Genomic DNA, 21712 nt, shown 5'->3' with positions numbered 1-21712 from the left:
CTAACCTGCTTGTTGAAAATTAGAAATAACTTATCATGGAGGATGTCAATATGCAAAAAGTGGTTCCTGCATTCCGCATTACTGATTATAAAAAGAGTAAGGCGTTTTACGTAGAAGGAATGGGATTTCAAATTGATTGGGAGCATCGGTTTGAACCTGATTTTCCTGTTTTTGTTCAGATCACTAAGGACGAAATGACTATTTATTTAACTGAACATACTGGAGACTGCGAAACGGGTGGGTTAATTCACTTATTTGTTCCCAATGTTGATAAATGGTACTACGAATTAAAGAGTAAAAAAGATATCCGTATTACGGAACCTCCAAATGAGGATCTTGAAGGACTTCGTATGATGACAGTCGTAGATCCTGATGGAAATCAATTACGCATATGTACTCGTTTATAAACAATCTTTTAATACTAATTTAAAGGGTTTGATCTCCAGCAATAGGGCTCATTCGCGGAATAAGCCTTGCGCATATTGTTGATTCATCGGGCGCTATTCCCTAATAAGGAGAAGCACCCATCTTGCATATTAGGGCCATTTTGTTGAACAAGGAAATGAATTGGTACTAAGCATATCAAGGTGGTTTTACACGATAAAATATATTGCTTAGGGAACGTACGTTTGCTAGAATAAAGTAAACGACAGAGGGTGAGTTTAATGAGCAATTTAGTGCTTCGGAATGTGGATGAGGATGACCTTCCTATTTTTTTTAAGCATCAACGGGACAGTGAGGCAAACCAAATGGCCGCCTTTACAAGTAAGGACCCTAATGATTGGAATAGCTTCGCTGAACACTGGAACAAAATACTTACGAATAAGAATATTATTAAGCAAACTATCATTGTTGAGAACACCGTAGTTGGCCATATTGTACACTTCGAGCAGTCCGGAAAACCAGAAGTAACCTATTGGATTGGAAAGGAATACTGGGGTAAGGGAATCGCAACCAACGCTTTACAAGAATTTCTAAAACAGGTTTCAATTCGTCCACTTTATGCTCGCGCTGCAAAAGACAATACTGGATCCATAAAGGTTTTAAAAAGATGTGGGTTCATGATTTCGGGTGAAGATAGCGGGTATGCAAACGCGCGTGGTAAGGATGTTGAAGAGTTTATTCTCACCCTTAACTAAAGAAATTCAAACTATAGTGTTTATTGTGTTTATTCCTTTATAGGGCGCAGTTGTTGAATAAGCATTGCGCCGTTAAAGGGCCAGATTGTGTAATAATTAATAATAAGCCTACCCCTCAATCAAATAGAGGATTAAGGGGTAAGCTGATATTAAACAAATAATTATTTTTTTACAGCATGGATGTAATGAATCGTTTCAAAGGCTTTTAAATAATCCGAACGATCGCTAAAGAATTTATTATTTATAACATCGGGTGATAAATGTTCGTAAATAAGTAATCCTGCATCTTCTAACAATATTTCTATTTCGTCATAAGTAAAACATGATTTCATTGGTTCGCCACTAGCGGATGCCATTTGCACCATATTCTGAACTCGGTTAGACAATCCTTTTTCTTCAAATAGTTTATCATCTGCATAATCAAAAACGATGGAACTTCCCAATGGAATCTCTGCAAATAATTCTTTAATTAAATTTGAAATTTCTTCTTTTGTTAAGTAATAGGAAACACCTAAGAGACTATAAAAGGTTTTTTTGTTTGGTTGAAAACCCTCATCAATAAGGTTTTGTAGGATAATATCTTTGGTGAAATCCATTGGAACAAAGTGAAAATTATAAGGAATTTGATAATTAGATTTGGCTAGCCTATTCCTTTTAAAATCTTGTGTAGACGGATAATCAACTTCAAATATTTCCAACTTAGGGTCTAATTCTGGGTTCCGAAAACAAAATGTATCCAATCCAGCTCCTAGAATGACATATTGTTCAGCTCCTAGTACTATCTCATGGAATAATACTTTTTCACAATAGGCAGCACGTGCTAATGGAGTTGGTGAGAGTTGAACTTGTGTAATCCATTTTAATATTTCATCGGGTTGATCTTGAAATTTTATAGCAATTTCATGATTAAAAAATTGAATTCCTTGAATCATGTTTTTACGAATATCTTCAAATTCCTTTTGGGTAATTAAATCTTTTGCAATATAATCATCAAAAATCTTTGGTGTGTCATATTTACTATGGTATGCTCGACCAAAAGCTGAAATTAAGGAAGTTAAACTGGATTCATTTTTCTCCATACATTGATTCCCCCATATAATAAAAATAAGATTGGGTGTTTTTGCCCAACCCCTCGAAAAGGTATGTTTCAGAATATTTAAATTAACCTCAAACCTCGTCAAAATGGTTACACCCTTTTACATTACTTTAATTTGAAACAAAAAAAGTTAGGTTTAAAGCGTCTTTCACAAGGTTTGTACCTTCTAACGGGATTGTTATAAATATTGATGGGGGTTATTAAGTTTTTGAATTAATCATTATTTATATTTTTGGGAAAATGCTTACATTTAATGCGAGGCTATGATAGCATTTATATATAAAATAGAAAAGGGGTTGTATTAATGAAAAGAAAGGCAATTTACGTCACATTTTTTATTGCGATACTCTCTTTAATCGCTATTGTTCCAATTACCTCAGCGTTTGCGACAACAGGTACTAACAAAACAATAAGCAAAGACCAAACAAAACCGGAGAAAGGTAAAATCATTATTAAATATACCGCTCCAGAAACAGATTGGGACAGTGCAACACCTAAAGAAAAGGAAGACCTAAAAGAAATTGGATGGGAATTAGAAGATGGGGTTCTTGTACAATATCGCTCGGTTCCGGAAGAAATTGATAAGGCTATAAAAGATGGTTATCTTCCTCCTGAAAATAAGATGCTGGAAAGCACAGAGCCTGAAAATCATGATGGTCATAATAATGAAAACACTTTAATAGTGAATGGGAAAAAAACAGAAATAAATGATGGTCGTTTTGAGGTAGAAGGTAACCCCGAAACAATTGAGGTTGAAAGTGATGAAAATAATAAAGAAACCATCAGAAAGAATGAAAATGGAGAATATGAAGTAATCTTAGAACAGAATTTAAATGAAATAATCGGGAACATGGACGAGCATGACAGTTCTGGAGAACACAAAATTGGATTAGCGAAAGTGAAAATGCCCCCTTATGGTTCAAAGACATTTAAATATGGAGATCCAGTCCATTGTAATAGATTTAATGGCCCAAAAAGCAATAATAAGCACCTACAAAAATGGAAGCCACAAGCGATTATTAATTTTTATCACAGTGACTGCGACTATGGCGCACTAAGATATTGTAAAGCGCATAATAAATGTAATCAAAAATACAGAGCAGCATATTGCTCTTACAAACAGGGGCACTATACAAAATATCATAAACATTAAACCATCTGTAGGCTAGATTATTTATGCAATAATCTAGCCCGCTTTATTGTTTAACAGAAACAAAATAAACAGATAATCACATTTCCCCTATTCCATAGGCAAGGACACTAAATAAAAAACTAATTATTGTTAGGCCTCCAACGGGAATAGAAAAAAACTTGTTGTTTTTGAATTCAACGATAGCTGTGATTGCACTCCCTACACACAACACTAACCATATGGGTACAAACAATGAATCCGCAACATTCACAGGTAGTAAAGTGTAGCCGCCAACCAGGAAAAACACCCATTGAAAAATCAATAGTCCTACTACTACGTAAGAAATACTATAGGGACGTTTTCCTTTTTCACTTTTTTTAATGGCTATAATCATCGGCGCAATAAACATTGCAAGTACAATGACACCTACAATCACTAAAAATATTAATGAAACTGTAATGATTAACACTTCCTTTCAATTTATGTAATAAGTACCGGCCTTCATTTCATTACCTGGTATTGATTAGCTAATCCTTTTGATATTCTAGAATATCTCCCGGCTCACAATCCAATGCCCTGCAAATGGATTCTAAAGTAGATAATCGAATCGCTTTTGCCTTTCCATTTTTTAAAATAGATATGTTAGCCATTGTGATTCCTACCTTCTCGGATAATTCTGTTACACTCATTTTTCTTTTTGCCAACATCACATCAATGTTGATTATAATTGCCACTGTTTTCACCTCAGACCGTTAAATCATTTTCTGATTTTATATCTAAAGCACTTTTCAACAACTTCTGAAGAACCATAGTAAAGACTGCAATAACAACGGAACTAAAAATAATTGTAAATATGATAATTGCTATTCCGGGATGTAAAGCGTTTTGAGTCAATAAGAAGATAGCTCCTATGGCGTATAAGACGCTAATTGTTATTGCACAGTATTTTATGTATCTTAATGCATTTACCGATAGCTTCGAGAAGGCATTGTTTTTATCAATGTAAGTTAAAAGTTTCAAGGCTTTATACAAAGCAAAGTAAAACGGAATTCCTGTTACATACAAACCGATTAAAACGGGAAATCGTAAATAGGAAAACTTCGGAAACATTTCTGCTGTATCGTCTGCTAATCTAGGCAACCAAAATATAAACAAGGCAAGTACCATAATCCCAATAAGATAAACAGCTATTCTTAAAAAGAGTGTTGTTCCTCGTTGCATTAAAAGCACCTCGCTTATCCATCATTATTATTATAATAACATACACATTTATTGTAATTCAATAACTATGTATTAAAAAATAATAAATTGTTATTGAACTGATGGAATAAGGATGTTTCTGCCCATCCCCCCAAAAAAGGTGGGATGGGCGCAATCCCCGAATAGAAGTAACAAATTGTAGTAAAAAAAGGTGTCTTCTTAATCGAAGTAGCACCTTTGTGTATTGTAAATCTGATCATGGATTGTTATCAGTTAATTGTTTGGTATTGCCGGAAAGTGATTCAATCTTTTAGTGATGGCATCCATATCGATCGATTCATGTGACTTATTAAATTCATAATGACCATACAAATTGATGTGTTGCCATGCCACGGGAGAAATTTGCTTTAATACATCTGAATCCTGTCCCTGATTTTCTCTGTAAGTCAGGATGTTTGATAAAATGCTGGCATTGTAATAGATGATGCAATTAGCAATGAGACGGCTACATTCATTCCAAATTTGTTGTTCTTGTTCGGTTTTGAAACGTAGTTTACCAAAATTAGCATGCGATACAGCCCGGCGTAATTTATGGTAACTCTCACCCCGGTTTAAGGTTCGTTGCACATTCCGGCGTAAGGGTGGCGAATCAATGTAATCCAGAAAATATAGGCTTTTGATGATGTTATCGTACTCCCATAATGCACGCTTGGTTCTGTTTTTACGGGCATAGGCACTTAATTTCCCAACGATGATGCTCTGTGTTGTGGATTTAAGGGCTAAAGATAAAACAATACGCTGGATATTCTCCCATTCCTCAGCAATCAGATCTGTGTTGATTTTTCGAACGGGTTTAATTAACATATCACCGTAGTGACTTGGATGTTGGAAACCGTATAATGATCTGCTGACGGTGCCATAAATATCCTTGTAACGAGGAGCAAACTGATAACTGAAAAAGTGAAGAATGGCAAAATTTACTTCATTGGTTCCATGAGTATCAGTAGAATGCACTTCGGGCTGAACATCGGTTGTGTTGTTATATAGGATGTCAAATACGTAATGACTTTCATGCTCATTTGCTCCAATAATCCGGGCGTTGACGGGAATATGGTTAGCAACCATAGTGTAAGAAACAATCCCCTTTTTCAAGCCGAAATATTTAGGTGAATGACGCGAATTCATGGTATTAATTTGCGTTTCGAATTTTTGGCCATCACTGCTGGAATGAATGGTATCATCGATATCGTAATGGTGAAAGATTGGCAGCTCTGTTACGGCATTACTGATTCGGTCATTGGCTTCTTTTAACGTTTCTAAACGAATAAAGTTATCCGATGTAGCTGAAAGCGAAGGATAACGAATATCAGAGATTTCCCCCATTCTTCCCAAGCCCATGTTTGTACCCCAAGCAATCAAACAAGCAACTAAAACATGATCCTCTCTTGGCTGTTTGGCATAACGACCTAAAATGTGGTCAAACGCTTCCATAAAGGAACAGTGTTGATTGGCGTAGTGCAAAACACTTCCAATATCAATCGGGCTCAGTGCATCAAAAAAGGTATGATTAATGGATTCCGTATCTCGCGTATTGGAAAGCGTCCATCGGCCATAGCGTCCCCGTTTTTTATGAACATGTTCATTTTCGCCAGACGCAATTCGTTGGTTCACCTCTGTTAAGCGTCTTTCTAGCTGTTGCTTTAATTTATCTAAATGCTCATGGATAGGCTGGCGGAAAGTTATTAAACCAGCATCAGCCAACAATTTGTCTTTCTGTTGCCACTTTTCATCATCAATGAGATCATCCTCAAAACTACGAAATCGAATGCTTTCACGACAGAAAGCATCCCCTGCTTCCAGTCGATTACGCAAAAGCCGATAAATAAGAAACTCATAGCGATCAACTTTGATGTTCTTTTCCTCATCAGGGTCTTGTTCATAGATGTAACGCCTCATACTATCCGATATAAAGAGTTGAGGTAAATGATCTGCAGCATATTGCCCTAACGGTTTATTTTGATGAAAAGCTTGCTTTATAAAATCTATAGCCTCCATAAGTGGATCATTTTTGGAGGGAGCAGCAAATTTAACCATAAGCAGCAAAGGGCGTAAATGACGTTTAAATTGACGAGCTAATTGGTCAATGTGTTCCCATTGGAGAATTGTTTCATCCCACTTTGCATTCGTGGCGATTTGATCGGCAAGATTAGTAAGTTTTTGCCGTTCCAAGATAGAAAAAGCTCTCGCTTGAATATCGCCAAAAGGGGTGTCAGCCTCAATGCTGTCGTCAGTGAGTAATTGAAGCACTTCGCCAGCCTTTTTCATGTTTTGTCGATTTTCCGCATAGTGCTGATATATTTGATCTTTAGCCGTTGACTTGGATTCATCGATGTATCGCCGAACATTGTAAATCAAGGTATTGATCAGATTGTCATTCATACGCTGATAGCGATAATACACAAAGCATAATAAATAAACGTACACCAACCACTCATCCAGCCTTTTGAGTTTGTAAACAGAGTAATAATTGACCAATGAAGCAAAGTATTTAATGCTTTCATTCGAAACGCCTAACTTGGGCAAAAGGGTGTGAGCAAGTTGGTATAAAGACTGGATTTGCTCCCCTCGGTCAATCTCACGTTTGATTTCTTTCAGGCTAAAATCCTTAGGTTCACGTTTAAGCAGTGTGATTTCATATAACCCTTGAGCATCTTCGAGTAGTGCCTTCAATGCCTGGATATCAGGCTGTTTTAGATGGTTATGCATGATGGCTGTTAATCGATTTTGTTCAAAGGTGATTGCCTGACTCACTGTTTCTTGAATAAAACTGTATCCTGGCACAACAATACGTTGTTCATTTAAATAATTCATGATTTCACGGAAGATAAAAATGGGTTTACCGGAAATGGTGACGGCATGATAGGCCTTTTTTTCAATTTGTTTTCTTTCCTCAGAACCACAACTGCGGTAATTGAATCGTTCAAGGATCAATTGTTGCTGCTTGAAACGAGTTGACTTATGAACGGTACTTAAATCAACCATTTTTCTATCATTAAAATGTTGTTTCAGCACGTATTGAAGATCTTCCTTTACTTCATGGAGATCAAATGTGAAAAATAGGTGCTTGGCCTTGAAATAACCAAGTTGCAGCACGAAATAAACTTTAGATTTAAAGGAATGCAGATTTTGTAGCAACTCTTTCTCGGGCTGGGAAAGGGAAAAATAATAACAACGATCTTCATATGTAAAATGCGGCCTTTCAAAGAGTGCTGTAAATTCATCCTCCCCCAAAATGCTTATTCGTTTTTGGTGTGTTTTCGTGGTTTCAACCGTCATCGTTTCTCCTTCCTTTCCCTATTTCAAAAAGTAAACCTTTTGAAAGAGTCCTTTTATCGTTGTTTTATATGTCATAAGTATAACATAAATCATTTTGAAACATGTCTATAAACTTGTAGATATTTTGAAACAAATCTATAATAGTTATATAAGTTTTTCTATATATCATCTAAGAAATCAATCATTCATTTAGGGAAGGTGTGGGACATCGTGAGATCCTTTTTTTATGCACGAGTCAGCAGCAAAGATCAATCATTAGAAAGGCAATTTGAAGCTGCCAAAGACATTGGCATTCCAGAGGAATATATATTTGTAGACAAAGCGAGCGGTAAAGACTTTAAGAGGCCTGAGTACCAATTGATGAAACGAATGTTTCGAGAAGGAGACGCTTTATATATCAAATCGTTGGATCGACTGGGACGTAATAAACAAATGATTTTGGACGAATGGCAAGACCTCGTCAAAACCAAGCAAATTGATATTGCCGTGTTAGATATGCCTTTGCTTAACACAATGAAATATAAAGACTTGGATGGTCTTGAAACCTTGATCTCCGATTTAATCCTGCAATTATTGAGTTACATGGCTGAGGATGAACGCAAACGAACAAGAGAAAGACAAGAGGAAGGCATTCGAATTGCTAAGCAAAATGGTGTAAAGTTCGGGAGGAAAAAACATAAGATCGATGATACCTTTAAAGCTGTTTATCCCGAATGGAAACACAATAAAATCACGGCAGTCGAAGCCATGAAACGAGTGGGCATGAAAAGCAACACGTTTTATAGAAGGGTCAAAGAGTATGAAGCGAATCTTTAATGTCTGAATGTATTAGGGGTTATATTTTTTGATTGTTTTGAAATGGGCCTTTTCGAGGGGTTGGGCAAAAACACCCAGATTCCCCTGGCCAGGAGAATCTTATTATATACGAAAATATAATAACTGTAAATTATAGCATAATTAAATTATTTTGTCAATAATATTGACTTGTATTTAAATGTTATCTCATGAAAAAATCAAAAAATACAATACAACAATCGGGCGCGTTTGTTTAACACCAAAAGGAGGAAAATGGTCAAACCTTTTTATAAAAAATGTATATCATTTCACAAAGAGAGAATCCATTTTGAACAATCCTTTTTTCAAAATGGATTCGTCTTGATTAGGGTATTATCCAGGCTTGTCATGCCTTTCTGATCAAACTTTGTTTCAAAGCTACAAAAAGCAGCTTTCTTATAGCCTGTCAATTGCCATAAGAAGCTGCTTGATATCTTTATGCGTATAAACTTTATCAGTGATATCTTTAGCTGCGTGACCCATGATCCGTTTGATTGATAGTTTATTTGCATCAGCATTATCCATAAGGGTTGCGAAGGTATGTCTGCAATCGTGTGGTCTATGATTTAATTCTAGTTGCTGCATAATCTTTTTAAACTTCTCGTGATAATAAACATAATAACTCAACTTACTACCCTCAAAGTTTGTAATCAGATATTCATTATTAGGATCCATACGATTTTCAATTAATTTATGGATTTTTTTATGAATTGGTATGACCCTATTCGTCCCAGCTTCCGTTTTGAAGCCACCCCGAAAATACCTTTCATCTAATTGAATACTTTTATTTTTTACTTCCACAAGTTCCCCAGGGCGCAAACCAGTGTAAATCATAATTAAAACAGAATCAATGTCATCGAAGCGGTCGATGTTTTCCCAAAGAATATTAATCTCATCCAAAGTAAATGGTTTTCTGGAATTCTTTGTATCATTTTTTGGAAGCTCGACAAATCTAGCATAATCTTTATGTGTTAAATCGTTTTCTAAAGCATGTTTATACATTTGATTAAATAATACTTTTATTTTTTTCTTTGTACCCCATGATTTATCACAGTTATCAATTACAGATTGTAGATGAGCCTTCCTTACTTCATTAAATTTCATATCGTGTAAAGGTTCTGATCTTCTAAAAGCCATTTCATAGCCAAGTTGATTTGATTTTGAAATTTTAGGGAAACGTTCTTTTATTAAGCGTTCATATACTTCTTTAAATGTGAGCTTGCCAGCTGATAAATCATACGGGTTATTATTATAATCAGCTAATGCTACCATGGCCTCTCTTCTGCTTTTATAATATCCTAGATACTCCCGTCTTTGTTTTCCTTCGTCATTCCATCCAGTAGTGACTATGACCGCGAATGGTTTTCTTCGTTTACCGGACAATTTGCATACGGAGCCGTATCCATTTGGATTTTTCAATTTCCTTACCACCTTTCATATCAGCAGGATAGACATATGGGAATATATGTTCTATATATGTGTTAAAAAAAAGAATGCAATATTTGCATACCTACTTTATATGATCAATTTTTTTCAGATTGCACATTTCTTCTGGAACGCCATACGTTTGAGCTACTTCATTTATGGTAACGCTTGTATCTTTAAATTCATAAATACATTTATCTGGAATAAGCAATTCAACTGCAAATGTATTAGCCTCTACCTCATTTTTGTTTGTAGTAAAGAAGGTGTTCTTCTTTAAAAAAGGTGCATTTTCACTTTTATGCAATAACGAATGGCCTAATTCATGAGCACAGACAAATCTTTGCAATGTCTCATCTATATTATCATTAATATGGATAGATTGAATCCTTTTGTAGCAAGTGTAGTATCCCAAAGATCCCCCCAGAGATTCAAAAATAATCATGATACCTTTACGCTCTGCTATTTCAAAAGGGCAATTTGTTCCATATTTATCAATAAGTTTTATTGCTGTATTCCTAGGCATTAAATGCGCCATAGAATACCTTATTTTTTATATTTGTTGGGGGTAAACTTTTGTTTTGCCATTCGTTTAGCCATGCGAAGTGAATTTTCCAATGAAGCAATTAGTAGTTCTCTATCTTCTTTATCCATTTCATCTATCGCCCTTCCATCGAATTGTGAGTATGCATCATCATTAGATAAGTTATTTATCATCTTTTCTAGATCCTTAGCTATATCACGCTCTTCCTTATCTGACAGCTCAGGAAGATCTTCCTCTTGCTTGGTGTTGTTTGGTTTGTAATAACCAGCCACCCTCATTATTTCATCATAAGGAATGGATAGTGCTTCCGCAAGTTTTTGGATATTCTCGGCTTTGGGAATGCCTCTTTTTCCATTTTCGATTCTGGACAATTGCGCAGCGCTAATACCTGAATACAAAGAAAGTTGATTGATGGTGTAACCTTTTTCATCCCTTTTTGCTTTTAGATATTCTCCAAATTGATTGCTCATAGTTTTCTCTCCTAAACACTGATACCCTTCTACACTTATATTACTAAAAATAATTACCAAAAGGTAAAAGGAGGGTTCATTTGAAAGATGTAAATGTCATTTTAATTAATTTAGACTTTTTGAAGGCATATTTGAAAGACAAGGATATTTCTCAAAGTCAATTTGCGGATAAGGTAGGAGTTACGCAAACTACTGTTAACCGAATTATGAATGGCAAGAGAAATCCGGGAGGTAAGTTTATTGCAGGTGTTCTGCGGAGCTTTAACGATTTAAGTTTCCATGAAGTATTTTATTATGACACAGCATTATCAACTGAATAAAAGGTAAAACAATTCGTTTGGAGGGATTAATTTGGAAACAAGTGTTGATGAGAAAGAAAGCATGAATATTAAAGTTTCTGAGGCAGCAAAGATTTTAGGTAAATCTGAACAATTTGTTCGAATTGGATTACAACGAGATATTTTACCAATTGGTATTGCAATTCAAATGTCTAGTAAATGGACATACCATATCTCACCAAAGTTACTAAAAGAGTATGTAGGAGGGGAATTAAGCATCTAAATTGCCTGAAATTATTTAAACCTGTTTAATTCTGGAGGTAAAAAATGGGCAACATTAAATGGATTAAGTTAAGTACTGCCATGTTTGATGATGAAAAAATAAAACTTATAGAGAAGCTTCCAGAGGCTGATACCATTCTAATCATTTGGATTAAACTTCTGTCACAGGCCGGGAGAACAAATGCCAACGGTTATATTTATTTGAACGAAAATGTCCCGTATACAGAGGAAATGCTTGCAACTATATTTGATAGGTCACTCAATACAGTAAGGCTCGCTTTAAAAACACTAAGGGAGTTCGGGATGATCTTTATTGATGATGATTCATTTATTCGAATTTCGAACTGGGAAAAGCATCAAAATGTTGAAGGAATGGACCGTGTAAGGAAGTTGAATGCAGAGCGTAACAAAAGGTATCGCGAAAGAAAGAAGCAGCAATTACTAGAAAATAAAACAGTTGACGTTAGCGTGACGTCACGTGATGGTACAGAAGAAGAACTAGAAAGAGATAAAGAACAAGATATAGAAATAGAACAAGAACAAGATAAAGACGTAGCGCAGATTATTCAGTTCTGGGATAAAAACGGATTTGGTGTAAATAACATTCATGCAAAAAAACAGTTGTTGTTGTGGTTGGATGATTCATCATTTAAGGATCCCAGTGAAGTCATTTTAAAGGCATTAAATATTGCTTGTGAAAATGATGCTAGACGACTTAAATATACGGAAGGCATCTTAAGAAACTGGGAAAACGAATCCTTACTAACCGTTGAAGAAATCGATAAGAATCACAAAAACCGAAATAAGCAAGCTGTAAGCCAAATAGATTACGATCCGAATAGAGATAGATTTTAGGGGGTGTTATCGATGGAAGCTATAGGAACGCTGCTTAAAAAATCTTTACCTTTTAAAGAATGTCGTGAAAAGGAATGTGAGCAATGCGGAAATCTATACAAATTATATGAAACTCCCAAAGGTGTTCTTGGAGCATGTAAACATTGTATGGAACAACAGTTATTAGAAGAGCTAAACGTACCAACAAAGGAAGAAAGAGAAAGACTAAAAGAAAAACGATTTATTGCAACTTTTGAGCGAGTTACACATGATTTGAAACAAGCAACGATTGATTCCTATATACCGAAAGAAACGTCGCAATCCGAAGCAAAAAAAGCAGCAATAAAATATGTGAAAACCTTTGATGGTGTTCATTCACTTCTATTTAGTGGAGATTGTGGTCTGGGGAAAAGCCATTTATCTTTTGCAATCACGAAAACGCTGCGGCAACAAGGTTATAAAACGCTCTATATCAAGGTCACTGATTTATTCGATTTTATCAAGAACACATACAGTCCGGATTCTAGCATAAGCGAAATGCAGATTTTCCAAATGATAGATGAATTAGATTTGTTGGTACTTGATGATATTGGCTCTGAATATGTGAAAGCAAACGAATATGGACATGAAAGTTGGGCATCTGATGTGTTGTATAAGATATTCGATATGCGACTCAATAAATCAGTTATTTGTTCTACGAATTATTCTGAGAAAATGCTTACTGAAAAATATGGGAATCATGGCAATCGTATTATTGATCGGATGATGGATTTAGCAAAAGCAATCCGACTTGAAGGAGAAAGTTATAGACGAAAGGAGAGATTTTAAATGTGGCAAGGAATGAAAAGTGTAATGGTATTTGACCCTAAGGACAGTCAAGAAGACACAGAACATAAATGGATGGAGTGGAACAGGCATAAAAGTGCTGTTAGCGACAAATATGTACCAACGGCAGAAGAAACTAAAAAAAGATTAATAGAACAGGAACGTCACAATAAAAGATATGCCTAGTATCTCTGCAACGTTCCCGACTTACTCATAGATATTATAGCATTCATTGAAGGATAGTTAAATGCGATATATGTGGTTAAAAGAATTTGGGGAGGTATCGTTTTGCAAGCTATAAATAGCACTAATAAAAAGGAAATTAATATACACGCAAGTTATTCAGAGGCACATTTTATTGGTGAAGCACTTTCATCCTATCAACTATTTATGCAGCAACTTTACGGAAATAATAGCGAGGAAGCAAAATATATCGGTGAACTGTTGTATGCAATTCAAAATCCAGCAGTCAGAAAAGAGAAGCATGTAAGATAGTTTTAAAAAAGTGATATGAGAAGTGGAAGGAGGAACAAAATGAATGATGCGATTGAACAAACGCATGTTTATGAATATCTTGGGAAAGAAAATGATCCTATTTATGAAGATATATTGCGTGTAAAGGTAAATCATTCTTTATTAATTCCTGAAACAAAACTAAAAGTAACGAAAAATAGATATGGAATGTACGAGATAGTATCTGATGAACAGCATGAATGTTATTCGTCTCCACAATCATTATATGATCGTATTAGCGCTTTACTGAATGCCATTTCACATAGGAGGTGATGAAATGACACTAAGTATGAAAAACTTTGAGCAGAAAGAGTGGGATCTTTACGATACTAATTTAGGTCAAGCATTAGAGTCAGTTGAAAAGGGTGATTTACAATGTGCTTCTGAATGCTTTAAACGAATAGCTTGGGTACTTCATTCTTTATCAAAGTATCATCCATCTATTGAAAAGGAACAAGAAGTTGAAATGAAGCAATATATAAATTTCCATTTATAAGAAAGGATGATGATAAATGAATTTTGCTGCTGAAATTGAAGGAGTTTTTACGAAAGAAGAAATTGAATCATTTTTAAAAGATGAACAGCAATTTTATATTGAATATGCAGAGGAAAACTGGTTAGACCGTTATTTTAAAATAAAGGCAATGTCGCAAAAAACACACGTACCTAGTATTACTTCCGTCATATCGGATACACCAGGTGGATCAAATCTTAACAATAGTAAAACAGAACAATTTGCTCTAAAATCTGTTCAAGCGAGTGAATGGTTAGACACATTATTATATGCAGTGGAATCTCTTGCTCCAGCTGAACAAAAATTAATTGAATTAAAGTACATGAAGAAGCGTAATGATGGTTCCAGATACTGTGATGAAGTTATTTATCCTCAGTTGTTTATCGGAAAGACAAGATACTATGAGCTGAAAAAGGAAGCTTTAGAAATGCTGGGAAGAAAACTATATGGTTTATTTAGTGAAAGAGGTTTTTCGTAATGGTTGCTATGATTCGGGCGGTGAAGAAAACAGTATTAGTTATGTTTTTGCTAGTACTGTTTATCACTTTTTCTACCATTTGTGGGATAATATTTTTGGCTGTTTTCCAGTGGTTTATGCATACTGAATTTTATTTGAGCATGGTTGGCTCTGTTGAGTTTTGGATATGGGTGTTAGGAATTCCGTTTATTATTATCTTTCTTGTGTTTTGTGCAAAAATTGCTTAAAGTAAATTTAATTTAACGTTGTATCGTCATACCCCTTTAGTTATAATTTGTCTAAAGGGAATTTTTTTGGTGAAATAATTGTTATTATTTACCATTGTCAGTTTGGGAAGATATTTCCGTAACAATAGGTGGAGTTTGTGAATTGTTTCACTTAAACTAACTGGCAGAAGAGTTGGAGACGGTTAATTATGTTTTGGGTAAAATGTATATTGGAGAATTATTTACCTTTTGTTCTACAAAACGGATTACCAATAAAATGAAGATGGAGGTTTGCATATGAAGAATGTTAGTCGAGAAATCCAGGATTTGTCAATTAAATCATTGGAGTCAACTTTAAACAAACTTTCAAATGCTTATAATAGTATGATAGAAAAAGGTTCAAATACAACCCTTGTTAAAAAGAGACGGAATTCCGTAAAAATTGGTTTGGAGAGCCTCAAAGACGCTTGGGAAAAGGGGGAATTTTCCTATGATGAAGAAGATATTTTGACTTCTAAAGATATTCTACAAGGTATCATTCCATCTATAGAAAAACAGATAGCAAAAGCAAAAGAAGGTAGTTCCCAAAAAACACTAAATGAGCGTCGTTTAACTGCAATCAAACTGGCAATCGAATCCTTGGAGAACCGTCTAAAATAATTCTATTTGTGATTTCAAGTGTAAATTTTTGACTAAAAAGGCACTTTTCTTATTGCACTAACGGGTGGCTTATCTTGAATAAGGAATTATATCTCTAATTTAGATTTTATAAAGTAAATATCCGCCGGTAGAACCGGCGGTTTTAGTTTCGCCCTATAAGGGCATCTTACCAACACAGCCACTAAAGTGGCCCCTAAAGTGACCCCTAAAGTGACCCCCAACCGTTTACTCTCTATTTATCTTTGAATGGATCCACGTATTCTCGTTTACTCATGTTGTCTCGGAGACGATCCTCCATTTCTTGCTCTCGAATATATTTGGCGATCGTTTTTTCATTTAAGCCTACCGTACTTACGTAATATCCTTTGGCCCAAAATATACGATTTCCATGATTATATTTTAAATTGGCATGTCTATCGTGGATCATTAAAGAACTCTTACCTTTTAGATATCCCATAAAATACGATACGGACATCTTTGGTGGTATTTTCACTAACATGTGGATATGATCTGGCATTGCATGTGCTTCAATGATTTCCACATCTTTCATTTCACACAATCTTCTAAGTATAGCTCCGATATCTCTTCTTAATTTCCCGTATACAATCTTTCTTCTGTATTTTGGTATGAACACAATATGGTACTTACAATTCCATCTTGTGTGTGATAAACTATTGTCACTCGACATGAGTTGCTCTCCTCTCGTTATTTGAATTTGGTTTGGCGGCCAAGTTCTATTATAACGTTTGGAGATTTTTTCTGTTACAACTCTACAAGTTTTGTTTGCACACAGGCAGAGCCTGTGGTTTAAAAAGACTAATTAGGAACGCAATAGGAGGTAATCACCTATTGCGTTGCAAGTGGTAGTTCCTTTATTTTGTTAGCACCATCAAAGATAAATAAAGTTGCCTCATCACTTGCGAGTTTCTTAATTTTATTCGTGTTGGAACCTTTTTTAATAACATATTCAGCATATATAAGAAGTTCATCTTCGGAAAGAGATGAAGTTCCTCCCGAATGTGGAAGCATCTTTGTATACTTTGACCCATTATCCTCAAGTTCCATAAGTTGTGCTAATGGTTTGTTTGGTATAACTGCTAATTCAAAACCTTGGATTCTGTGCCCTTGATAATCAAAATTACTTTTGATTGGTGAACCATCTTCTGTTTTTAATATTACTTCATATCTTAGAATATTATCTTTTATATCTACTTTAATATTGGCGAATATCAAATTTTGTTGTTTATCAAATCCAATTAGAATAATTAACGTTAAACAAACTATAAATATTACGTTAAATCTTTTCATTGCTACCTCCACTTTAAGTCCTTTATTTTATTCTTTGAATAAAGTTATTTTTTATTCAAATTTCTTATTATGCTATAGGGTGCATTACCGCAACAACGATAGTGCTTTTCTGTATGTAAATGACAAGGTTATTTCAAGAAGGAATTTAAACAATTGGTATTTGAACTAATGTTGTATAAAGATATACTTTCGGGAGGATTTAACGATGGATATAAAAAGTGGAGACCCAAGAGATGATTTAAAGATCATTCTTGAGGACTATAAAATAACCCCTTACACTTTTGGTTTAATCAGTGGTCTTGATGAAAAAACAGTAATGGAATTTGCAAATCATAAAAATGATTTAGAACATTTATCTCACGAACAAAAAGGGCATATTGTGTCAATGATTGGTTTATTATCAGACGGAATGACTCTCGTAACAGCAGATGAAAGAGTTAAAGCAATTATTGAAATCTTAAATGGAGAATTTCAAATTTCAAATGAAACATTGGCTTTATATGCAAAAATAGATGAAATAGAATTAGATGAATTTATGAAAGACTGTGATTCTTTAACATTTGATAAACGTTACCGATTAGCAGTTGTAGCTTTATTCCTTGTCAAACTTTTTTCTGATAACATTAAAAATAAATAGACCCAAAGTTATTAAAGTAAAGGGTGCAATTCTAAAAGAAGGATACAGAAAATAAGGTAGAATAAATTTATTTTGGATTATAAAAGCCAGAAATAAAATGAGGGGATATTTTTTGAGGTGCTCTACATGGAAAAACTAAACATAAATGATCTTAACCATTTTATAGAGAGTCGGAAATCTGATGTAGAACGAATCATTGCTAGGGATAGAAAAAGCGAAAGGATCGTTCGTATGCGTAAACGAGACATCGATGAACAGAAAATACTGGATATACTATGCGTCAAACGCTGGGAAAAGACCGAGGAAAATGGGAAAGTAAAATATATCACAGAACGGAAGTGGTATTATGAGTTCGATTGAAGATGCTAGATTTCAGCTATCTAAGTTGAAAGGGAAATCAAAATTCGAGAAGATGTTACAAACTACAGCAATTCTTACAAAGTTATTTGAACAAGAAAAATTGAAACCAATTAGTGTTGGAGGGTTAGCTGTAGAAATTTATACCCGAAGTGAATATACAACAGCGGATATAGACATTATTTTTAGTCAGCGAAAAATTGCAGACAGATATTTGAAATCCCCTGGGTTTATATCAGAAGGTCGGCACTGGTATCATAAGGAATTGATGATTAGCATCGAGATTCCTAATGATATGTTAGAAGATGCAGATGATGCCAAGGTTATTGAGTTACAATTAGAGAATAATCTTCATGTTTATGTAATTGGAATAGAGGATATTATTTTGGATCGATTGCGTGCTTGTGTACATATGAAATCATCGTCTGACTGCGAATGGGGCAAAGTGGTAAAAAGTTATTTTTATGAACAAGAAGTATCAAAAAGCAGCCCCTCTCATCATGAGAGGGGCTGCAAAAAATTATTGTTGATGTCTAACGCAATGACTGGTACCCCCGGCTACGAAAGGAAGATTTACTCTTCGTCGTCATCCTCGTCAAAATCATCGTCGTCTTCTAATGCTTCTTTGCCAAGATAGGCCTGCAGCATCCAGATATTTTCATTCAAATGACTTTTGAAAGCAATCAGTGTATCTTCAAATGCATCATCGCCTTCTTCTTGTGCCAAATGGATCGCGCGAACGGTTAAGCCGCGGGTGCTTCTGAAATCTTCAATTACATTTTCAACCATTTCTTCCGCTTTCAAATACTTGTCAGCAGGGTCTTCCGAAAGCATAGAATACTTTTCAAATTCAGTAGTTGTAGAAGCTGGCTTATGACCGGAAGCAATTAGGCGTTCTGCAATTTTATCGAACCACTCTTCATTTGTGTTGTACATTTCATTCAATTTGTCATGGATACTGAAGAAATGCGGTCCTTTCACATACCAATGATACTGATGCAACTTTACATGCATTGTATGGATATTGCCTAAAATATGATCTGCGATGGCTGCTGCATTAATTTTTGTATGGTGCACGTGTTCTTTGTGTTTTTGCTCTTCTTGCAGTCTTTCGTGTGGTGTTTTGTCTTGTACCATGTTTCTTTTCCTCCCTATTATTTTAACTATTTGTTGCCATTATTACTAAACATACATTGGATCAACTTCAATATTAATTGTACCTTAGGCTGCTTTTACCTTTGATTTGATGACTGGATAGCCTAGGTCTTTAATTGCCTTTTCAATCTTTTCGATGTCTACCGTTTCGGAATCAAAATCTACTTTCACTTTACTTGCATTGAATAATACTTTTAAGCTATCTTGATTAACCCCGTTTAATCCTTTCACCGCATTTTCAATCTTTTGCATACAAGATGGACAAGATAATGTTTCTAATTGAATAACTGCTTTTTGCATGAATTATTTCTCCTTTCATCTTATCTTTGATTTTTTTGTTTTCCCTCTTCTTCTTTACAATTTAAGTATAGCTCAGGTTCAACGATATGAAATTGACGCAAATCAAGTTATAAGAAAAAAGTAGGGGAGTATTTTGTTTTTCCTACCTGAATACTTCCCCTTTATCATTCGTCAAGACCGCTTTCTATTAAAATTATCCTCTTAAACGGTATCGAAGCAATCTCATCCCGTTGAAAATAACAACTAAGATACTTGCTTCATGAACCAACATTCCGATAGACATATTCATCCATTCACTAAACAGTAAGCTGGCTAATAAGATTAATACGACACCTACTGCAATGGCAATATTTTGTTTCATGTTTCTTGCAGTTGATTTTGTTAAGCCTAATGCGTGTGGTAAACGACTAAAGTCAGAATTCATTAAAACGACATCCGATGTTTCAATTGCAACATCTGTTCCACTTCCCATGGCGATTCCGATATCCGCTAAGGCTAATGAAGGACTATCATTCACTCCGTCACCGACAAAGGCAATGATTTGGCCTTTTGCTTGCATTTTTTCAATATATGCGGATTTTCCTTCTGGAAGCATATGACCGTGTGCTTCTGTTAATCCAAGTTCTCGAGCAACTAAATCTACGGTTCCCTGATTATCACCAGAAAGGACGACAAGATTTTTCACACCAAGTTTTTTCAAGTTTTGTAAGTCTTGTTTCACACCTGGGCGAATTTGATCTCGAATGCCCATCAGAACGTGTAATACCCCGTCAACTGCTGTAAGGACAAGGGAGTTCCCATTTTGTTCAAAGCGTTCCACATCTTTTTTGACCTTTTCATTTAATACGACATTTTCTTTTTCCATTAAAGCTACATTACCAACTGCGATACGGTGACCATCTACTGTTGCGACAATCCCGCCACCTTTCACCACTTCCGTTTCTTCTACAGTGGAAAAGTTCGTCTCACCAATATCTTGTAGGACTGCTTTTGCTAATGGGTGATCTGATTCACGTTCAACACTTGCCAAATATCCAAGAACTTCTTTTGTATTCTCTCCATAAAATTCCTTTTCTGCTACTTCTGGGTTTCCTATTGTCAATGTTCCTGTTTTATCAAAAACAATCGTGTCTACTTTACTGAAATCATTGATGACTTCACTTCCCTTTAAAAGGACTCCATTTCGTGCACCATTTCCAATTCCGGAAACGTTGGATACAGGGACACCGATGACTAATGCTCCTGGACATCCTAAAACAAGAACAGTGATAGCGAGTTCCACATTTTGCGAAAACAGCCAAACAATAATACCAAGGACTAAAACGGCTGGTGTATAGTATTTGGAAAATCGATCAATGAAACGTTCTGCTTCTGATTTCGAATCCTGCGCCTCTTCTACCAATTCGATAATGCGACCAAATGTCGTATCTTCCCCAACACGGTCAGCTTGGATTTGAATCGTTCCATTTTCCAAAATGGTTCCAGCGAAAACTTCCGAACCCTTTAATTTACTTACTGGTAGAGACTCACCTGTTATACTTGCTTCATTAATATGACCAACACCCTCCAGTACCGTTCCATCTACAGGCACTTTTGCACCAGTTTTCACTAATAATATGTCGCCTTCATCTACATCATCCACTTCAACTTCTTCAAATTCCTCATTGTCCATTTGTTTCAAAGCACTTTCTGGTGCCAATTCTGTTAATTCTTTAATGGCAGATCGTGTTTTGTTTAAGGTACGTTGTTCTAAATAAGAACCAAATAAGAACAAGAACGTAACGATGGCTGATTCTTCGTAGTTTTGAATTAACACAGCACCAATTACAGCAATGGTGACTAAAACATCAATACTGACGACCTTTACTTTTAATGCTTGATACGCTTGAATTGCAATCGGTGCGATTCCAAGAATGGACGCAATAATGAGCGACCAGTTGAAAATGAACATACTTTCTAAACCAAAATGACCAAAGAATCCAAGAACAATTAAAATGGCACTGATTAATGTAATCTGATTTTTTTTGCCTAATATAAATCTCTGCATGTTGTTTCCCTCCACATTTCACCTTTTCTTTTGTTGTTGACTCTAGTATAGGATAATTATTGATGATGGTAATTGACTGTGGTCAATTTTTAAAAATCATTTTGTTTTAGTTTTAAAAGAGTGGATCATAACAACTGCTAACTGG

At 35.2% G+C, this 21712-nt stretch carries 31 protein-coding genes; 18 read left to right on the top strand and 13 right to left on the bottom strand.

Going from position 1 to position 21712, the window contains the following annotated elements:
• The first annotated feature begins 50 nt into the window (after positions 1-50).
• Together B2C77_RS20870 and B2C77_RS20865 are read left to right on the top strand one after the other, a co-directional pair.
• Entirely contained in the window at positions 51-407 is a 357-nt protein-coding gene (locus B2C77_RS20870) for a glyoxalase superfamily protein (RefSeq protein ID WP_036578620.1), read from the top strand.
• A 258-nt stretch (positions 408-665) separates the two neighbouring features.
• The gene (locus B2C77_RS20865) at positions 666-1139 is read left to right on the top strand and encodes a GNAT family N-acetyltransferase (RefSeq protein WP_036578618.1); all 474 of its coding nucleotides are present in this window, start codon (positions 666-668) and stop codon (positions 1137-1139) included.
• A 161-nt stretch (positions 1140-1300) separates the two neighbouring features.
• On the opposite strand, the gene B2C77_RS20860 is transcribed toward B2C77_RS20865, so the two are convergent.
• Positions 1301-2218: a class I SAM-dependent methyltransferase gene (locus B2C77_RS20860; RefSeq protein ID WP_077706763.1), complete on the bottom strand. Its 918-nt coding sequence runs from the start codon at positions 2216-2218 to the stop codon at positions 1301-1303.
• A 321-nt stretch (positions 2219-2539) separates the two neighbouring features.
• On the opposite strand from B2C77_RS20860, the gene B2C77_RS20855 reads away from it, so the two are divergent.
• Complete coding sequence (locus B2C77_RS20855; protein ID WP_077706762.1) at positions 2540-3388, top strand: hypothetical protein; 849 nt, start codon at positions 2540-2542, stop codon at positions 3386-3388.
• 76 nt (positions 3389-3464) lie between these two features.
• Here the strand turns inward: B2C77_RS20855 and B2C77_RS20850 are convergent, their stop codons facing one another.
• The 4 genes from B2C77_RS20850 to B2C77_RS20835 form a co-directional block, all read right to left on the bottom strand.
• Positions 3465-3836 carry a hypothetical protein gene (locus tag B2C77_RS20850; RefSeq protein WP_141130781.1) on the bottom strand — a complete coding sequence of 124 codons (372 nt, stop codon included), beginning with the start codon at positions 3834-3836 and terminating at the stop codon, positions 3465-3467.
• Between the two features lie 58 nt (positions 3837-3894).
• Positions 3895-4101, bottom strand: coding sequence for a helix-turn-helix domain-containing protein (locus tag B2C77_RS20845; RefSeq protein WP_077706760.1), 207 nt, complete (start codon positions 4099-4101; stop codon positions 3895-3897).
• Between the two features lie 10 nt (positions 4102-4111).
• Complete coding sequence (locus B2C77_RS20840) at positions 4112-4588, bottom strand: DUF2975 domain-containing protein (RefSeq protein ID WP_077706759.1); 477 nt, start codon at positions 4586-4588, stop codon at positions 4112-4114.
• A gap of 252 nt (positions 4589-4840) precedes the next feature.
• On the bottom strand, positions 4841-7903 hold the full coding sequence (locus B2C77_RS20835; protein ID WP_077706758.1) for a Tn3 family transposase: 3063 nt from the start codon (positions 7901-7903) through the stop codon (positions 4841-4843).
• 210 nt (positions 7904-8113) lie between these two features.
• Between B2C77_RS20835 and B2C77_RS20830 the strand changes: the two genes are divergently transcribed.
• On the top strand, positions 8114-8719 hold the full coding sequence (locus B2C77_RS20830; RefSeq protein WP_077706757.1) for a recombinase family protein: 606 nt from the start codon (positions 8114-8116) through the stop codon (positions 8717-8719).
• Positions 8720-9133: 414 nt separating this feature from the next.
• Here the strand turns inward: B2C77_RS20830 and B2C77_RS20825 are convergent, their stop codons facing one another.
• The 3 genes from B2C77_RS20825 to B2C77_RS20815 all read right to left on the bottom strand — a co-directional run bounded on the left by B2C77_RS20825 (position 9134) and on the right by B2C77_RS20815 (position 11173).
• Entirely contained in the window at positions 9134-10156 is a 1023-nt protein-coding gene (locus tag B2C77_RS20825) for a tyrosine-type recombinase/integrase (protein WP_077706756.1), read from the bottom strand.
• A gap of 91 nt (positions 10157-10247) precedes the next feature.
• Entirely contained in the window at positions 10248-10697 is a 450-nt protein-coding gene (locus B2C77_RS20820; RefSeq protein WP_010652048.1) for an ImmA/IrrE family metallo-endopeptidase, read from the bottom strand.
• Between the two features lie 8 nt (positions 10698-10705).
• Positions 10706-11173, bottom strand: a complete 468-nt coding sequence (locus tag B2C77_RS20815; protein WP_058950424.1) for a helix-turn-helix domain-containing protein — start codon at positions 11171-11173, stop codon at positions 10706-10708.
• Between the two features lie 80 nt (positions 11174-11253).
• On the opposite strand from B2C77_RS20815, the gene B2C77_RS20810 reads away from it, so the two are divergent.
• The 11 genes from B2C77_RS20810 to B2C77_RS20760 all read left to right on the top strand — a co-directional run bounded on the left by B2C77_RS20810 (position 11254) and on the right by B2C77_RS20760 (position 15763).
• Complete coding sequence (locus B2C77_RS20810; RefSeq protein ID WP_077706755.1) at positions 11254-11493, top strand: helix-turn-helix transcriptional regulator; 240 nt, start codon at positions 11254-11256, stop codon at positions 11491-11493.
• Between the two features lie 31 nt (positions 11494-11524).
• On the top strand, positions 11525-11734 hold the full coding sequence (locus B2C77_RS20805; protein ID WP_217697396.1) for a hypothetical protein: 210 nt from the start codon (positions 11525-11527) through the stop codon (positions 11732-11734).
• A gap of 44 nt (positions 11735-11778) precedes the next feature.
• Positions 11779-12588 carry a phage replisome organizer N-terminal domain-containing protein gene (locus tag B2C77_RS20800; protein WP_077706754.1) on the top strand — a complete coding sequence of 270 codons (810 nt, stop codon included), beginning with the start codon at positions 11779-11781 and terminating at the stop codon, positions 12586-12588.
• 12 nt (positions 12589-12600) lie between these two features.
• Positions 12601-13395: an ATP-binding protein gene (locus B2C77_RS20795; RefSeq protein WP_077706753.1), complete on the top strand. Its 795-nt coding sequence runs from the start codon at positions 12601-12603 to the stop codon at positions 13393-13395.
• Positions 13396-13578 (top strand): hypothetical protein, encoded by a 183-nt coding sequence (locus B2C77_RS20790; protein WP_077706752.1) that lies wholly within the window; start codon positions 13396-13398, stop codon positions 13576-13578.
• A gap of 102 nt (positions 13579-13680) precedes the next feature.
• Positions 13681-13887, top strand: a complete 207-nt coding sequence (locus B2C77_RS20785; protein ID WP_077706751.1) for a hypothetical protein — start codon at positions 13681-13683, stop codon at positions 13885-13887.
• A gap of 39 nt (positions 13888-13926) precedes the next feature.
• Complete coding sequence (locus B2C77_RS20780) at positions 13927-14178, top strand: hypothetical protein (protein WP_077706750.1); 252 nt, start codon at positions 13927-13929, stop codon at positions 14176-14178.
• A gap of 4 nt (positions 14179-14182) precedes the next feature.
• Positions 14183-14401, top strand: a complete 219-nt coding sequence (locus tag B2C77_RS20775; RefSeq protein ID WP_077706749.1) for a hypothetical protein — start codon at positions 14183-14185, stop codon at positions 14399-14401.
• A 16-nt stretch (positions 14402-14417) separates the two neighbouring features.
• Entirely contained in the window at positions 14418-14897 is a 480-nt protein-coding gene (locus tag B2C77_RS20770) for an ArpU family phage packaging/lysis transcriptional regulator (RefSeq protein WP_066189319.1), read from the top strand.
• Entirely contained in the window at positions 14897-15124 is a 228-nt protein-coding gene (locus B2C77_RS20765; protein ID WP_066189322.1) for a hypothetical protein, read from the top strand. The genes B2C77_RS20770 and B2C77_RS20765 overlap by 1 nt, the downstream gene beginning before the upstream one ends.
• A gap of 276 nt (positions 15125-15400) precedes the next feature.
• Positions 15401-15763: a hypothetical protein gene (locus B2C77_RS20760; RefSeq protein WP_031547087.1), complete on the top strand. Its 363-nt coding sequence runs from the start codon at positions 15401-15403 to the stop codon at positions 15761-15763.
• Between the two features lie 232 nt (positions 15764-15995).
• Here the strand turns inward: B2C77_RS20760 and tnpA are convergent, their stop codons facing one another.
• Both tnpA and B2C77_RS20750 read right to left on the bottom strand, forming a co-directional pair.
• The gene (gene tnpA, locus B2C77_RS20755) at positions 15996-16451 is read right to left on the bottom strand and encodes an IS200/IS605 family transposase (RefSeq protein WP_077706748.1); all 456 of its coding nucleotides are present in this window, start codon (positions 16449-16451) and stop codon (positions 15996-15998) included.
• Between the two features lie 158 nt (positions 16452-16609).
• A complete protein-coding gene (locus tag B2C77_RS20750) occupies positions 16610-17071 on the bottom strand; it encodes a hypothetical protein (protein ID WP_077706747.1) in 462 nt (153 codons plus the stop codon).
• A gap of 205 nt (positions 17072-17276) precedes the next feature.
• On the opposite strand from B2C77_RS20750, the gene B2C77_RS20745 reads away from it, so the two are divergent.
• The 3 genes from B2C77_RS20745 (at position 17277) to B2C77_RS21500 (ending at position 18702) form a co-directional block, all read left to right on the top strand.
• Positions 17277-17708 carry an HTH domain-containing protein gene (locus B2C77_RS20745; RefSeq protein WP_077706746.1) on the top strand — a complete coding sequence of 144 codons (432 nt, stop codon included), beginning with the start codon at positions 17277-17279 and terminating at the stop codon, positions 17706-17708.
• A 126-nt stretch (positions 17709-17834) separates the two neighbouring features.
• On the top strand, positions 17835-18068 hold the full coding sequence (locus B2C77_RS20740) for a hypothetical protein (RefSeq protein ID WP_077707001.1): 234 nt from the start codon (positions 17835-17837) through the stop codon (positions 18066-18068).
• A complete protein-coding gene (locus B2C77_RS21500) occupies positions 18055-18702 on the top strand; it encodes a hypothetical protein (RefSeq protein WP_079710092.1) in 648 nt (215 codons plus the stop codon). Before B2C77_RS20740 ends, B2C77_RS21500 begins: the two co-directional genes overlap by 14 nt.
• Here B2C77_RS21500 and B2C77_RS20735 read toward each other — a convergent pair.
• From B2C77_RS20735 to B2C77_RS20725, 3 genes are all read right to left on the bottom strand, one after another.
• Entirely contained in the window at positions 18639-19202 is a 564-nt protein-coding gene (locus tag B2C77_RS20735; RefSeq protein WP_077706745.1) for a Dps family protein, read from the bottom strand. The two genes, B2C77_RS21500 and B2C77_RS20735, sit on opposite strands and share 64 nt — an antisense overlap.
• An 84-nt stretch (positions 19203-19286) precedes the next feature.
• On the bottom strand, positions 19287-19520 hold the full coding sequence (locus B2C77_RS20730; RefSeq protein WP_077706744.1) for a heavy-metal-associated domain-containing protein: 234 nt from the start codon (positions 19518-19520) through the stop codon (positions 19287-19289).
• A 193-nt stretch (positions 19521-19713) separates the two neighbouring features.
• Positions 19714-21567, bottom strand: coding sequence for a heavy metal translocating P-type ATPase (locus tag B2C77_RS20725; RefSeq protein WP_077706743.1), 1854 nt, complete (start codon positions 21565-21567; stop codon positions 19714-19716).
• Positions 21568-21712 lie beyond the last annotated feature (145 nt).

It is taken from the genome of Virgibacillus dokdonensis, from assembly GCF_900166595.1.
Taxonomy (GTDB): Bacteria; Bacillota; Bacilli; order Bacillales; family Amphibacillaceae; genus Virgibacillus; species Virgibacillus dokdonensis.
Note: the sequence above shows the minus strand (reverse complement) of the source record. Positions and strands in the feature narration are given on the sequence as shown.